This window comes from Brevundimonas sp., assembly GCF_041648055.1.
Classification (GTDB): domain Bacteria; phylum Pseudomonadota; class Alphaproteobacteria; order Caulobacterales; family Caulobacteraceae; genus Brevundimonas.
Map to the genome: position 1 here is coordinate 246,232 of NZ_JBAZPS010000001.1, position 13,800 is coordinate 260,031.

Consider the following 13,800-nt stretch of genomic DNA (forward strand, 5'->3'; position numbering starts at 1 on the left):
TACAATCAGGAAAGTTCGATCACGTCGGGATGGAACCTGCCATCATACAGGCGCGCCACATCGGCCGCCCGGCGAAGCAGGACGGCGGCACGATTGATCGAACCCTTGTCAGACAGCTCACTGTGGCCCGCGTCGGGCGGATCGGTCAGCAACATCAGACGCCGCAAACGACCGCTCTGTCCCGGGTTGTCCAGGTTGTGACGCGACAGGCCTGTCCGTACCCGTGTCTGGATCGTCACTGGATCTTCGCGGCTTGCAACCTCGGCATCGAGCCAGGCAAGCACGGTGAGTTCGGCCTGCCCTTCGCCGCAGACGACGACGTCGCGAAACAGGCCCGGACAGGCCTTGAGCACTGAATCGCGCAGCCGCCCCGCCGCCACGAATGTGCCGTTGGTCAGCTTGAACTGCTCTGCGCTACGCCCCGCGAAAAATAGCCCCTCGGAGGGATTGGCACGGTCGTGGAAGTCGGCGCGGTCTTCCATCCGCAGAAACCCCTCCTCGTCAAAGGCTTCGGCAGTGCGGGCGGGATCGCCGAGGTAGCCGGGGGTGACGCTGGGGGCCTTGACCCGAACCTCGTAGGCCCCCTCGGCGGGAACCAGTTTGAGGGACGCGCCGGGGACCGGCAGGCCGATTCCGACCTTTCGGGTCTCCCACCAGGTGTAGCTGATGGCGGAGCCGGTTTCGGTGGAACCGTAACCGGAGACAAACTGAATTCGAGTTTTGATCGTCCGGACGGCCAGAGCCTGCATGCGGTCATGCAGTGGTTGAGGCAGGCCCGCACCGCCGAACAGCATGCAGCGCAGGTCGGCGAAATAGGCATGGCGCAGGGCGTCATCAAGGTCCAGCGCGTCGGCGAGCATGGCATAGCCGGACGGCAGGGTGCCGTAGAAGCGCGGCCTGATCGCCTTCAGGTTCCGCAGCGTCTCGCCGAACAGTTCCGGCGTAGGACGGCCATCGTCGATGTAGAGGCTTCCGCCCAGGGCGGTGATGTTCGTAAGCAGGGACGAGCCAGCGATATGGCTCCAAGGCAGCCAGTCCAGACACGGTCCATCCCAGGCGAAGGCATCGCCCATGGCCTGAAAGCCGCTGGCGGTATTGGCTGTCATCATGGCCTGGGTATGGATCACGGCCTTGGGACGACCGGTGGAGCCGGAGGTCAGCAGGTAGCGGGCAGGCACGGTCGGATCGAGCGCCTGTACGCGTGCACCGATGGCCTCCACGTCCGGGCAGGCGAGGACGTCGGCCAGCGCCACGACGTCACCGGCCAGGTCCTGTGGCCGGGCAGAAACGACGATCGCGTCGGCCGGCCTCACTGCGGCCAGTGCCCGGGCAAAGGGGGCACCCTGCTCTGCGAAGATGACGGCAGGCTTCACCAGATCGACGACATGACGAAGCCGCTCGAAGTCGGTGCCGAGCAGGGAGTAGTTCACGCTGACCGAACAGATGGGCACGCCTGCCGCGATCGCGCCAAACATCCAGGCGGCGTGGGCGATGGAGTTTCCGGACAGGACGAGTACGCACCGACCCGGGGCGATCTCCTGCCGGAGCAACCAGGCAGCCACGGCGGAGACGTCGGCGCGTCCCTGAGCATAGGACAAGGGTTGCCAGTCCCGGTGCTCGCCACCTCGCCGGGCGATCCAGGTTCGGTCGGGCATTGCGTCGCCATGCGCCCAGAAGACCCGCAGAAGATTGCTGTCATGATCGACCAGGGGCGCACGAGCCGAGAGGATCAAGGTGCCATCAAGACGGGTCTCTACCTCCAGCCCGACCTGGCCGAACCGCACCGGACGGAAGGGTGCGTCCTGCTGGACTTTGATTTCGGACACCGGTTCGGACAAGGGCGCTTCCTTCTTCGTTGCAGCTTCTCAATAGACCCGACGAGACGCTTGCAAAACAGGATTTATTTTCATCAGCCCTCCAGAACTAACTTGCAGCGACGGACCAAACTCTCCTACAGCTTGTTCTCGAAAAATCGGCAATGGTGACGCCAGGAATGAGGGCGACTGCCAGCTGTCGATGATGCCATTCCGAGACGACACCGCATGACCACGCCGTTTGACACCCTGCGCCTGCCGGTCTTCGCCGCGCCCATGTTTCTGGTGAGCGGGCCAGAAATGGTGATCGCAGCCTGCAAGTCCGGCATCGGCGGAGCCTTCCCTACCCCCAACTGCCGAACGGTCGAGGACCTGGACCGCTGGATGGGCCGCATTACCGACGCACTGGTCCCCGGCGACGCCCCGTGGATCGCCAATATGATCACCCACTCGACCAACACCCGCCTGGCCGAGGACCTGCGCCTGATCGCCGAGTACAAGCCGCCCGTGGTCATCACGGCCCTGGGTTCGCCGCGTCCGGTTATGGAAACCGTAAAGGCCTACGGCGGTCTGGTCTTCGCCGACGTCATCTCGATGAAGCTGGCCAGGAAGGCCGCCGAGGCGGGTGTCGATGGGCTGGCCTGCGTCAGCGCGGGGGCCGGTGGGCATACGGGGCATCTCACACCGTTCGCCTTCATCTCGGCGGTGCGGGACTTCTTCGACGGCTATATCGCGGTCGGCGGTGGTGTCGGTGATGGCGCAGGGATCGCCGGGGCCGTCGCGGCAGGGGCCGACTTCGTCTATATGGGCACGCGCTTTCTGGCGACCGACGAAAGCATGGCCCAGCCTGCCTACAAGCAGATGGTCGTGGACGCGGGGCCGGATGATCTCGTGGTGTCCGCCGCCGTCACCGGTACCCCGGCATCATGGCTGAAGGCCAGCCTGCGGGCCGCAGGACAGGATCCCGACAATCTGGGCGGACCGGCCGAGCGGAACTATTCCAGCAACGGCGACCCCAAACGCTGGCGCGATATCTGGGCAGCCGGCCAGGGCGTGGATGCCGTACGTAAGGTCGAGCCGCTGTCGCAGGTCGTGGAGCAACTGTCGCTGGAGTACCAGGCAGCCGTGCAGGCCTTCCGCAAACGGACCGCCGGGATCGCCTAGACCCCGATCACCAGGCTGACGGTCGTGGTCGTGGACCCGCCGATGTTCAGGGTCTGGACCGTTTTCGCCCCCTCGACCTGATAATCGCCCGCCGTGTCGGTCGTCTGTTTGAACGCATCCAGAGCCATGCGGACGCCGGTGGCCCCCACGGGATGGCCACAGCCGATCAGGCCGCCGGAGGGGTTGATGGGCAGCTTGCCGCCCATTTCGATGTCGCCCGCCTCGATCGCCTTCCAGCTCTCGCCCGGCGCGGTCAGGCCCAGATGATCGATGGCCATGTACTCGGTCATCGAAAAACAGTCGTGGGTTTCCACCAGATCGATGTCGGACAGCCCGACGCCGGCGCGACTACGGGCTTCGTCGATCGCTCGCTTCACTTGCGGAAAAACGTACGGCTGGTCACGGCTGTTGTCGATCTTGGTGTTGTAGCTGATCGGGGCCGAGCGGTGGCCCCAACCCTTGATGCGGGGCAGGCTGTCCAGTGGGATGCCGCGCGCCTTGGCATACCCCGCTGCCCGCTCCGGCGAGGCCAGAACGACCGCGGCCGCCCCGTCGGTGACCTGTCCGCAGTCGGTCTTGCGCACCCGGCCCTCGATGACGGGATTGGCTTCGTCGTCGCTGGTGAAGCTCGCGTTGGAGAAGGAGTAGTTGCGCGTCTGGGCGTTGGGATTGCGCTTGGCGTTGCCGAAATTGACCTGGGCGATGTGGCGCAGGTGGGCCTCATTGATGCCGTAGCGGCTGTCGTATTCGTCGGTCAGGTTGGAAAAGGCGCGGGGCCAGACATAGGTGGCGTCGCCAAACTCATGCCCCGTCCAGGCGGCGGCCCCCAGATATTCTGCCCCCGTCTGGCCCGGCACGTTGCGCATCAACTCGATACCGACGACCAGCGCCGTGCCGTAATGCCCCGCCTGGATGTCCGACATGGCCGCCAGCAGGGCCAGACTGCCCGATGCGCAGGCCCCTTCGTGACGCGAGGTCGGCAGACCGTCGAAGGCCGGCTCGGTCTGGGCGAAGAAGCCGCCCAGCAGCCCCTGTCCCGCGAACAGATCGCCGACAAAATTGCCGACATGGCCCACATCGATGTCCGCAGGGTCCAGCGACGCCGCCGCCAGTCCGCCGTGCACGGCCTCCCCGAATCCATCGGCCATCTCAACGCCTTCGCGGGACCAGTTGCGGGCGAAGTCGGACTGCCAGCCGCCGAGGATGTAGGTCATGATCGTCGATCCTTATGCGGCGTTTGCGGCTTGCGATGCGCGGATGGTGGCCCCTTGCGACCATGTCGCATGGGTGCCGCTGGAGATGCGTTCCGGCAAAATGATCCGGGCGACCGGTCCATCCGACAGCTTGCGCGCATCATATATGACGCATTCCGAACGGTCCTCGATCATGTCCGAGACATAGGTGACCAGATAGCCGTCGTCCTCTTCGGTCGCGCCGATGCGAGGCGCGAAGCCCGGCTCCGATCCATAGCGTTCGGGGCCGAAGTCGATGGCCCAGCTGTCGCCCGTATCCATGTCGTGCTTGACCACGCCGGTGAACAGGAACCAGCCGGGCTTGCTGACCGCACTGTAGGCAGAGCGGTATTTCACGCCCGCGAACTGGTTGTTGATGACGCCGAACTCCAACACGCGGTCGTCCAGCCGCGTCTCTGTCGTGGCTCCCGTCTTCAGGTTGAAACGCCAGCGGTGCAGCTTGGGCTGGAGCATATTCTGATCCAGGAAGGTCATGATCCGCTCATAGGCGGGCCAGGCGTCGGGGCTGGTGTCCGGGACCGGATTGTCCTGGAAATAGCCGTCCATGACGATCTCGTCGCCGTCTTCCCAGGCATTGAGGAAGTGCAGGACATAGGTGGCGTTGGCCTCGAACCATTTGACCTCCTCAGCCGTGCCGAAGCGCGGAATGATGCCGAAGCGGGACTTCATGTCAGGGTGGAAGCGCGCGACGTGATAGCCCTTGGGCAGCAGATGCTCCTCCCAGAACAAGGGGAAGTCGTTCAGGATCGAATAGTTGGTCGTGAACGCCATGTCGTGCGGCAGGCGCGCTCCTGGCAGCGGCACAGGCGTCAGATGCTTCAGCTGATTGTCGGCCCCGACGACGCCGTAGTGCATGAAAGGGGCCATCTTCGAATAGTTGAAGAACAGCAGCTCGCCGGTCCTCTCATCGACCTTGGGGTGGGCCGAGATCCCTTCCGGCGGGCACCATTCGGCACTGGGCAGCTGTTCGAGCGTGAAGGGGTCAAGGCGGTAGCCCTCTCCGCACTGGTAGAAGGTCGACAGAATAGCGCCCGCATGAATGATGACGTCGGTCGAGGATGAATCCTTCAGCCCGCCATGTGCGCCCCAGCCGGGCCGCTCGGACAGCGAGGGATGTTCGGCCAGACCGGCCCAAAGCGCCCGCCCCGCCTCCTGCTCGGCCTCAAAGCCCTTGGTCCGGACGAAGCGGTTGCGATAGGCGGCCTTGCCGTCCTTCAGCGTGATGGCATGCAGCATACCGTCACCGTCGAACGGGTGGTAGCGGCCCAGCGGCTGGTGCACCGGGTTTTCGGTATTGCGCACATAGACCCCGTCGATGTCAGTCGGGATGGTGCCGATGACGACCATGTCCTCGGCCGTGTGCTCGGTGTGCTGAGGAGCCCAGGCCCCGTTCATATAGGGGTGGTCGTTCGGCTGGATCGAGGTGCGGATGGCACCCTGCTGAAAGGTCGTGCGCGCTGCGCCTGTCGGTTCGGCACCCATGAGACACTCCTGGAACTGTGCGGCAAGCCGCCAAGTAAGTTGCGTTAGAATACCATTCTTGCGGCCCTTGGCGAGAGCTTTTAGTATCAAATCGCAAGCTACACCGAAAACGGTGAGCGTATCGGGAGACGACCATGGCCGATCATCAGTTCCTTGCCCTCGATTTCGACGGCCTGCGCCCGCCCAGCCCGTTCCTGACCGCCAGCCATGACGCCTGGCGCACGCATCTGCGGACCTTCATCGACACCCATGTCGCGCCGAACTTGGACGCCTGGGATGCGGCGTCCGATTTTCCTGACGCCCTCTACAAGACCGCAGCTCTGGAGGGCGTGTCGGGCATGGGTTTTCGTGAGGACCTGGGCGGAACGGGCGAGGACATCGACCTGTGGCACCGCATCATCTTCGCCGAGGAGTTCTTTCGCATGGGCTCAGGCGTCGTGTTCGCCGACCTGGCCACCCCGTGGATCGCCCTGCCCCCCATCATCAATGGGGGCACGCCCGAGATGTTGGACCGCGTGGCCCGCCCAGTGTTGGCCGGCGACAGGAAGATTGCCTTCGCCGTGACGGAGCCCGGCGGAGGATCGGACGTCTCCGGTTTCACCACGACAGCCGAGCGCCGGGGCGATGTCTTCGTCGTCAATGGCGGCAAGACCTTGATCTCGGGCGCGATGAAGGCCGATTTTCTGCTGACCGCAGTGCGGACCGGCGGGCCGGGCATGGGTGGGCTGTCGATGCTGCTGATCGAGACGGACCGACCGGGCGTGTCGCGCGGCCCGGTGCCCGGACTGGAATGGTACAATCGCAATAACGGGTGGCTGACGTTCGACAATGTCGAAGTGCCGGTCACCAATCTGGTCGGGGTCGAAAACCGGGGCTTTGCCGGCCTGGCCAGCCAGTTCAACATCGAGCGGTTCAGCGGCATCGCCGCCACCTTGGCCATGACCCGCACCTGCGTGGCCGAGGCCATCGCCTTTGCCCGCGAGCGCCAGACCTTCGGCAAGCGGCTGATCGATCACCAGGTTATGCGGCACAAGATAGTGGACATGATCCAGCGGCTGAAGGTGTCCTATGCCCTGCTGGACATTCTGGTCTGGCGGTTCGGGCGCGGCGAGACGCCGGTGGCTGACCTGGCGCTGCTCAAGGTGCAGGCGACCACGACCCTGGAGCATTGCGCCCGCGAAAGCCTGCAGGTTCTGGGCGGCCGGGCCTATACCGGCCACAACCGCGTGGAGCGCATCTATCGCGAGGCCCGCATATTCGTGATCGGTGGGGGCTCTGAGGAAATCCTGCGAGACCTCGCAGCCAAGCAGATGGGTTTCTGAGAAAAAATGGCCCCGCCGTGTGAACGGCGGGGCCAGTCGGTTCAGGATAACGCAGACTTCGTCGAGGGGATCAGAAGTTGCGTCGCAGGGTGATCCCGTAAGTCGCGGGATCGCCTAGGAAGGCCGAGTAGGATCCCGCCTGGAAGGTGGCCGGGATCACGCGGCGATAGTATTCGGTGTCGAACAGGTTGCGGGCCCAGACATCCACCGACCAGTCTCCGGCCTCCTGCCGCAACGAGAAGCGGGCGTTGACCGTGGTGAAGGCGTCCTGCACGCGGTTAGGGTCGAAGCCGCCGGTGAAGAACTCCGAGGAGTAGCGGGCATCGGCATAGGCCACACCGACCAGACCATTGCCGATCGGGAACTCATAAGTGATCGACGAGACGTTCACCCAGTCCGGCGACTGTTCCATATCACGCCCCGAATAGGTCAGGTTACCCGGCGAGGTCGGATAGAAGGCGTCCGTGTAGCTGAGTCCGTTGGTCAGGGTCAGGCCGTCCATGGGCAGCCAGGTGATCTCCAGCTCGGCCCCTTGCGTGACGGCCTCGTCAAGGCTGCGAACCACGAAGCTGACACCCGTATATTCAATCAGCTGGAAGCCGCTGAACGTCTGGTGGAAGGCGGCGAAGTTGGCGCGCAGGGTACGGTCGAAGAACTCGCCCTTCAGGCCGATCTCATAGGCGTCGACCGTCTCTTCCACGAAGGCCAGATCGCGCGCGTTCGGCGTGGCCGGCGTGGTGAAGCCGGCGCGGTCGAAGTTGTAGCCCCCCGACTTGTAGCCCCGCGAGTAGGAGGCGTAGCTGTTGAGCTCTGGCGTGAACTGATACGCAATGTTGAATGTGCCGGTCACGGCGCTTTCGGTGCGTTCGTCGGAGTCACCGGCCGGATTCAGTCGCGTATCCCAGAAGGGAGCGCAGAAGCGGGTGATGCCGGGCGCGTCACTCGTGGCCAGTGCACTGTCGCAGGCCGGGTTGAAATTCTCGCCCCGGAAGTCGATTTCCTTCTTGTTTTCGGTGTAGCGCAGACCGCCGGTGATGCTGAGCTGGTCGGTCACCCGGAAGATATTATGGGTGAAAATCGACATGTCCTGGCCGGTCTGTTCGCCGATGCCGCGCGCACCGTCGCCGGGCGTAAAGGCGGCCAGGGTCGAGGCCTGGAACGTGGCTGCTCCGCCGTAGATCAGCGGATAGTCGGCCCCCATGCGGAAGGCAGAGTCGTTCAGCACCTCTTCGTGCGAATAGAAGGCTCCGACCAACCAATCGAGCCGATCATTGGTCCCTTGAAGGCGCAATTCCTGGGTGAAGACGTCGAAGCCCTGGTGCAATCCATCGGGCGCAAAGAAGCCCAGGTCAGCACCCGAGTGGTCGAAGTCCTGTGACCGCGAGGCCTCCCAACTGCGATAGGCGGTGATGGAGGTCAGGTTGGCAAAGCCGAGATCGAAGTCGCCTTGGGCCGAAAAGCCATAATCGACGATGTTCTCGGAGTTGACGCGGCCCGGAGTCTTTGAGGCCTCGCGGTCGAACGGGTCAGTGCTGCTGTAGCCTACCGCACCGCGCGCAGACGAGAGGCTGTTGACCAGGCCCAGGGTTGGCCCGGCGATGGCCAGGACGGCCACGCAGCAGTTCTCGTCCCGGTCGGTATAGTCGGCGCTGAATCGCCAGGTCATCGTGTCAGACGCTTCCCACAGCAGTTTGCCACGGACGAACTGGCGATCCAGATTGTCGAGCGTTTCGGTGCTGTTGGCATCTTCGTAGAAGCCGTCGCGGGTCTCGGTGCTGCCTTCCAGTCGCAGGGCGACCGTGTCCGACAGCGGAATGTTGACCGACCCTGCCAGGCGGATGTCGTCATAGTTGCCGTAGGTGCCCTCGAACCGGCCGAACGTATCGCTGGTGGTGGGCTGCTTTGTCAGCACATTGATGATGCCGGACGACGTGTTGCGCCCGAACAGCGTGCCTTGTGGACCGCGCAGAACCTCGATCCGCTCCAGATCGCCCAGTTCCGACAGGGCCACACCCGTGCGGGCGCGGATCACGCCGTCGATCACCACGCCGACGGACGATTCGAGGCCGGGGTTGGTCGAGGTCGTGCCGATGCCACGGATGCGGATGGAGGAGTCGGCCCCGCCGCCCGGCGTCTGGAACTGCACGCTGGGGGCCAGGCCAGTCAGCTCGCGGATATCGGTGACGCCCGAATTTTCAAGCTGTTGCCCGCCCACCGCAGTGACCGCGATCGGCACATCGATCAGGCGTTCCTGTCGCTGGTTGGCGGTGACGATGATGTCGTCAAGAGCAGTAGCCTCGGGCTCTTGAGCCGGAGCAGAAACGGCCTCCTGGGCGAAGGCGGGCGTAGCCCCCAACGCCGCAGCAACCAGCAAGACAGGTAAGCTGACGGAACCACTGATCTTCATGCCCAATCCTCCCATGAGCCCTCGTTTGCCGAGGTGCTTCTGGCTCCAGATGTAACTGGCAAACTGAGACTGTCAAATAACTTTTGTAATCAGACCGAGTTGATGATTGAGTGGCGTTCTAGCGACACGGCGATAGAAGTCTTGTCGATCCGATTTGCCAAACCGACCCGATACCCAGACCACAAGACCAGAAAACTGGCTTTTTATCAGGGAGTTGAGACATGCGAGTTTATTCAGATGATCACTGATCACGACCCCGCGCAGGCGCGACGCCGCCGCCTCCAATGATTGCGCCAGACCCGTTTCGACGCCATCCGGCATCGACACAAAGTCACTTTCACCTTTAGATTGACTGAGCACAGTGGGCCGATGACCATCACGATCGAATCTCCCCCTCCAGTGTCCGATAGCCCGGCACCTGCCGCTCTGGCCTGGCCCCATCCCGCTTGGGGCTGGTTCGCGGTTGCGGCCTTGATGATCGCCTATACGTCCAGCTTCATCGATCGCCAGATCCTGAGCCTGCTGGTCGAACCGATCCGGGCGGACCTGACCATATCGGACACCCAGTTCAGCCTGCTGGCCGGGATCGCCTTTTCGCTGTTCTACACGGTGATGGGCATTCCGCTGGCCAAGCTGGCAGACCGGGGTAGTCGCCGCTGGATCATACTGATCGGCATCGTGGTCTGGAGCGTGATGACCGTGGCCTGCGGCTTGGCCAACAGCTTCTGGGCTCTGTTCGCCGCGCGCATCGGGGTCGGTATAGGTGAAGCGGCGCTGTCGCCCGCCGCCTATTCGATGATCTCGGACTATTTCCCACCACGCCAGCGCGCCCGTGCCCTGGCCGTCTATTCCATGGGACCCTACATCGGCGCGGGACTGGCCCTGATGATCGGCGGCGGTGTGATCGACCTGATCGCCAGATCGGGCTCCATGACCCTGCCGCTGGTCGGCGTTCTGGCTCCGTGGCAGCAGACCTTCGTGCTGGTCGGTGCGCCCGGACTACTGATCGCGGCCCTGTTTCTGGTGGTGCGCGAGCCTGCCCGCAGGGGCGTCGTCGCCGCCGGTGTCGAGGCCGGTGTCGTGAAGTTCATGCTGACGCGCAAATCCACCTTCGTCCCCATGATCCTGGCGTTTTCGATCTTCGGCATGGCCGGCATCTCCTACCTGGCGTGGATCCCCGCTGTCCTGATCCGCCAGCATGGCTGGACCCCGGCCGAGGTCGGCTTTGCCTATGGAGCTATCCTGCTGTTCGCGGCCACGCCCGGCGTCCTGATCGGCGGATGGTTGACGGACGCCATGTCTAACCGGGGGCGCAAAGATGCCCCTCTGTACGCCGCCATACTGGCACTGGTCGCCAGCATTCCCTTTGCCATCGCCACACCTCTGCTGGGTGACGTGCGCTGGGCCCTGGCCTCGCTGGCCGCCTTCAGCTTCTTTGCCGGAGTGATGAACAGCCTGCCCGCCACAGCCCTGCAATCGGTGGCCCCCAATCAGCTCCGAGCCCAGATTACGGCCATATACTTCCTGGTCGGCAATCTGATTTCCCTTGGGCTGGGTCCGACCGTAGTGGCGGCGATAAGCGACACACTGCTCGGAGGGCCACAGTCGATCGGGCTGGCGCTGGCCATCGTCAGCGGCGTCTGCATCAGCCTGGCCTCCTTCATGCTGATCCGCACCCTGCCCTCTTTCCGCACCAGCGTGGACGAGGCCCGCGACTGGCAGGGATCGCACTGATGTCCCGCCTGGCCCTGCCCTGGTTCGACCCGACGCCGCCGACGGCTGAGCAGTGCGTCATCCCGCGCCTGATCGACCGGCACGCCGCCAACACGCCTGACAAGGTGTTCGTCCGCTTCGAGACCGGCGAGACCTGGACCTGGGCCCAGACACGCGACAGGGCCAGGGCGACAGCAGCGGCGCTTCAGGCGCGCGGAGTGGCCAAGGGCGACATCGTCGCCGCCTGGGCCCCCAACTCGGCCGCTCTGATGCAAGCCTGGTTCGGGGCCAACTACGCCGGTGCGGCGCTGGCCCCGATCAACACCAGCTTTCGCGGACGATTGCTGGAGCACGCCATCGCCAAATGCCAGGCGCGGCTGCTGATCATCCATCCTGACCTGGTCGAGCGACTGGAAGGTTTGTCGTTGGGTCAGGTCGAGCGGCTGATCCTGACGGGCGATGCCGCGACCGCCGTCGATCTGACCATTCCCGTCGAACCGGTCTCAGCCTTGACCGGCGATGCCTCGGCCTTTGTTCAGGTGGACTCGCATCCGTGGGACACCCCGGTCATCATCTTCACCTCGGGAACCACGGGCCCCTCCAAGGCGGTCGTCACCTCCTACGTCCAGGAATGGACCACCGCACGGGTCACCTATGGCTATATGAACCAGGACGACCGCATGCTGGTGAACCTGCCGATGTTCCACGTCGGCGGTATCGCGGCCATCACCTCAGCGGTGGCCTGCGGGGGCTCGGTCGCCCTGTTCGAGGCGTTCGATACGCGCCGGTTCTGGGACATCGTGCGAGAGACGGAATCGACCGTGTGCAGCGGGCTGATCGGAGCCTTGACCACCTTCCTGATGAAGGAGCCGCCACGCCCCGACGATGCCGACAATCCGCTGCGCATGGTGACGTTGTCGCCGATCAACGAGGACACGGTCGCCCTGGCTGCCCGCTTCGGCTTCGACTACATCTCCGGCTTCAACATGACCGAGGTGTCGGGGCCGCTGATCTGTGCCGTCAACGAACAGGTCATGCGCAGTTGTGGTCGTGTCCGCGAGGGCATGGAATGCCGCATCGTCGATGCCCATGACAATGAGGTCCCGCACGGCCAGCCCGGCGAGTTGATCATCCGGTCTGACAGTCCCTGGACGCTGTTCAGCGGCTATCTGGGTGATCCAGAAGCGACCGCTTCGGCCTGGCGTAACGGCTGGTTCCATACCGGCGACCTGATGCGCCGCGACGAGGAAGGATGCTTCTTCTTCATCGACCGCAAGAAGGACGCGATCCGCCGACGCGGCGAGAACATGTCGTCTCTGGAGATCGAGATCGAGGTCAATGCCCACCCCGCTGTGCGTGAGGTGGCGGCCTATGGCATCGACCTGCCCGGCGGAGAGCAAGAGGTGATGGTGGCCGTCGCCCCCATGCCCGGCGCGACCCTGGACCCCCATGCGCTGATCGAATGGCTGATCCCGCGCATGACCCATTTCATGGTGCCGCGCTATGTGCGGATCGAGGCCGAACTGCCCAAGACACCCACGAACAAGATCATGAAAACCGGCCTGCGTGCCGAGGGCGTTACGCCTGCAACCTTTGATCGGGAGAGCGCGGGTCTGCAAGTGCGCCGACAGAAGCTGACAGTCGCTTGAACTTCTGGACCTTAGACCGCTAAGACAAGCCTATGTCTTCTCGCGGTGCGCCGAAATCCCGGCTGGTTCCAAAGAGTTCAGTGAACCGGGCGCTGAACGCGCTGGGCGATCGCTGGAGCCTGCTGGTCGTGCAGGAGGCCTTTCTGGGCGCCAGCCGCTTCGAAGAGTTCCACGCCCGCCTCGGCGGCGCGCGCAGCACCTTGTCCAGCCGCCTGCAGGGGCTGGAAAGGCACGGCATTCTGGAGAAGCGCCCACACCGTGAAGACGGTGCGCGCATGGGCTATCACCTGACGCCGCGCGGCCTGGGCCTGTTCGACAGCATGCTGCTGATGTGGGGCTGGGGGGTGCGCTGGGGCGTCGGCGGCGGTCGCGCACCGATCGTGTTTACCCACCAGACCTGCGGCAAGGCCATGTTGCCCGAACTGCGCTGTGGCGACTGCGGGGAGCCGCTGACCTTGCACAGTTGCACCTTCACACCCGGGCCGGGGGAAGGCATGGAAAGCCTGCCAGTGCAGCGCATGCACCGCCGCCGCCAGCCCAGTGACGAGGCTCCCACCATCGAACTCGTCGATCTGTTAGGCGACCGCTGGACCGCCCTGGTGGTCAGCGTCCAGTATTTCGGCGTGCACCGGTTCGACGAGATGCAGAGCCTGCTGGGGATCGCCTCCAACATCCTGACAGACCGTCTGCGGACGCTGGAGCTGTCAGGCATTTTCGAGCGGCGGCTGTATGAGATCACCCCGCCCCGCTATGAGTACCGGCTGACCAAGAAGGGCATGGACCTTTATCCTCACGCACTGTCGATGATGACCTGGGCGGACACCTGGCTGAAGGACAAGGCAGGGCCGCCGGTGCGGATCAAGCACAAGTGTGGCGCGGCTCTGAACCCGGTCGTCGCGTGCAGTGCCTGCCAGGGAAAGCTGAGCATGGCCGACGTCCTGATGAAAGCCGGCAAGGTTCGAGAAAAGGCCTGAAAGTGGGCAGGATCGTCGCTTG

10 protein-coding genes are annotated in these 13,800 nt (G+C 64.2%); 5 read left to right on the plus strand and 5 right to left on the minus strand.

Annotation, left to right across the window (positions count from 1 at the left end):
• Positions 1-5: 5 nt before the first annotated feature.
• Entirely contained in the window at positions 6-1,838 is a 1,833-nt protein-coding gene (locus tag WC585_RS01090) for an AMP-binding protein (RefSeq protein WP_373255682.1), read from the minus strand.
• A 204-nt stretch (positions 1,839-2,042) separates the two neighbouring features.
• Between WC585_RS01090 and WC585_RS01095 the strand changes: the two genes are divergently transcribed.
• Positions 2,043-2,978, plus strand: a complete 936-nt coding sequence (locus tag WC585_RS01095; RefSeq protein WP_373255683.1) for an NAD(P)H-dependent flavin oxidoreductase — start codon at positions 2,043-2,045, stop codon at positions 2,976-2,978.
• On the opposite strand, the gene WC585_RS01100 is transcribed toward WC585_RS01095, so the two are convergent.
• Complete coding sequence (locus WC585_RS01100) at positions 2,975-4,192, minus strand: acetyl-CoA acetyltransferase (protein WP_373255684.1); 1,218 nt, start codon at positions 4,190-4,192, stop codon at positions 2,975-2,977. The two genes, WC585_RS01095 and WC585_RS01100, sit on opposite strands and share 4 nt — an antisense overlap.
• 12 nt (positions 4,193-4,204) lie before the next feature.
• The gene (locus WC585_RS01105) at positions 4,205-5,713 is read right to left on the minus strand and encodes a carotenoid oxygenase family protein (RefSeq protein WP_373255685.1); all 1,509 of its coding nucleotides are present in this window, start codon (positions 5,711-5,713) and stop codon (positions 4,205-4,207) included.
• Between the two features lie 134 nt (positions 5,714-5,847).
• Here WC585_RS01105 and WC585_RS01110 point away from each other — a divergent pair, with 134 nt between their 5' ends.
• Entirely contained in the window at positions 5,848-7,035 is a 1,188-nt protein-coding gene (locus tag WC585_RS01110) for an acyl-CoA dehydrogenase family protein (RefSeq protein ID WP_373255686.1), read from the plus strand.
• A 70-nt stretch (positions 7,036-7,105) separates the two neighbouring features.
• Here the strand turns inward: WC585_RS01110 and WC585_RS01115 are convergent, their stop codons facing one another.
• The gene (locus WC585_RS01115) at positions 7,106-9,442 is read right to left on the minus strand and encodes a TonB-dependent receptor (RefSeq protein ID WP_373255687.1); all 2,337 of its coding nucleotides are present in this window, start codon (positions 9,440-9,442) and stop codon (positions 7,106-7,108) included.
• A gap of 72 nt (positions 9,443-9,514) precedes the next feature.
• Complete coding sequence (locus WC585_RS01120; RefSeq protein WP_373255688.1) at positions 9,515-9,763, minus strand: hypothetical protein; 249 nt, start codon at positions 9,761-9,763, stop codon at positions 9,515-9,517.
• Between the two features lie 48 nt (positions 9,764-9,811).
• On the opposite strand from WC585_RS01120, the gene WC585_RS01125 reads away from it, so the two are divergent.
• The 3 genes from WC585_RS01125 (at position 9,812) to WC585_RS01135 (ending at position 13,778) form a co-directional block, all read left to right on the plus strand.
• The gene (locus WC585_RS01125) at positions 9,812-11,176 is read left to right on the plus strand and encodes a spinster family MFS transporter (RefSeq protein WP_373255689.1); all 1,365 of its coding nucleotides are present in this window, start codon (positions 9,812-9,814) and stop codon (positions 11,174-11,176) included.
• Complete coding sequence (locus WC585_RS01130) at positions 11,176-12,804, plus strand: AMP-binding protein (protein WP_373255690.1); 1,629 nt, start codon at positions 11,176-11,178, stop codon at positions 12,802-12,804. Before WC585_RS01125 ends, WC585_RS01130 begins: the two co-directional genes overlap by 1 nt.
• An 80-nt stretch (positions 12,805-12,884) precedes the next feature.
• Positions 12,885-13,778 (plus strand): winged helix-turn-helix transcriptional regulator, encoded by an 894-nt coding sequence (locus tag WC585_RS01135; RefSeq protein ID WP_373255691.1) that lies wholly within the window; start codon positions 12,885-12,887, stop codon positions 13,776-13,778.
• Positions 13,779-13,800: the final 22 nt, after the last annotated feature.

Coding starts and splice junctions, on each gene's coding strand:
- WC585_RS01095 (WP_373255683.1), top strand. CDS start 2,043: ATGACCACGCCGTTTGACACCCTGCGCCTGCCGGTCTTCGCCGCGCCC.
- WC585_RS01100 (WP_373255684.1), bottom strand. CDS start 4,192: ATGACCTACATCCTCGGCGGCTGGCAGTCCGACTTCGCCCGCAACTGG.
- WC585_RS01105 (WP_373255685.1), bottom strand. CDS start 5,713: ATGGGTGCCGAACCGACAGGCGCAGCGCGCACGACCTTTCAGCAGGGT.
- WC585_RS01110 (WP_373255686.1), top strand. CDS start 5,848: ATGGCCGATCATCAGTTCCTTGCCCTCGATTTCGACGGCCTGCGCCCG.
- WC585_RS01115 (WP_373255687.1), bottom strand. CDS start 9,442: ATGAAGATCAGTGGTTCCGTCAGCTTACCTGTCTTGCTGGTTGCTGCG.
- WC585_RS01120 (WP_373255688.1), bottom strand. CDS start 9,763: ATGCCGGATGGCGTCGAAACGGGTCTGGCGCAATCATTGGAGGCGGCG.
- WC585_RS01125 (WP_373255689.1), top strand. CDS start 9,812: ATGACCATCACGATCGAATCTCCCCCTCCAGTGTCCGATAGCCCGGCA.
- WC585_RS01130 (WP_373255690.1), top strand. CDS start 11,176: ATGTCCCGCCTGGCCCTGCCCTGGTTCGACCCGACGCCGCCGACGGCT.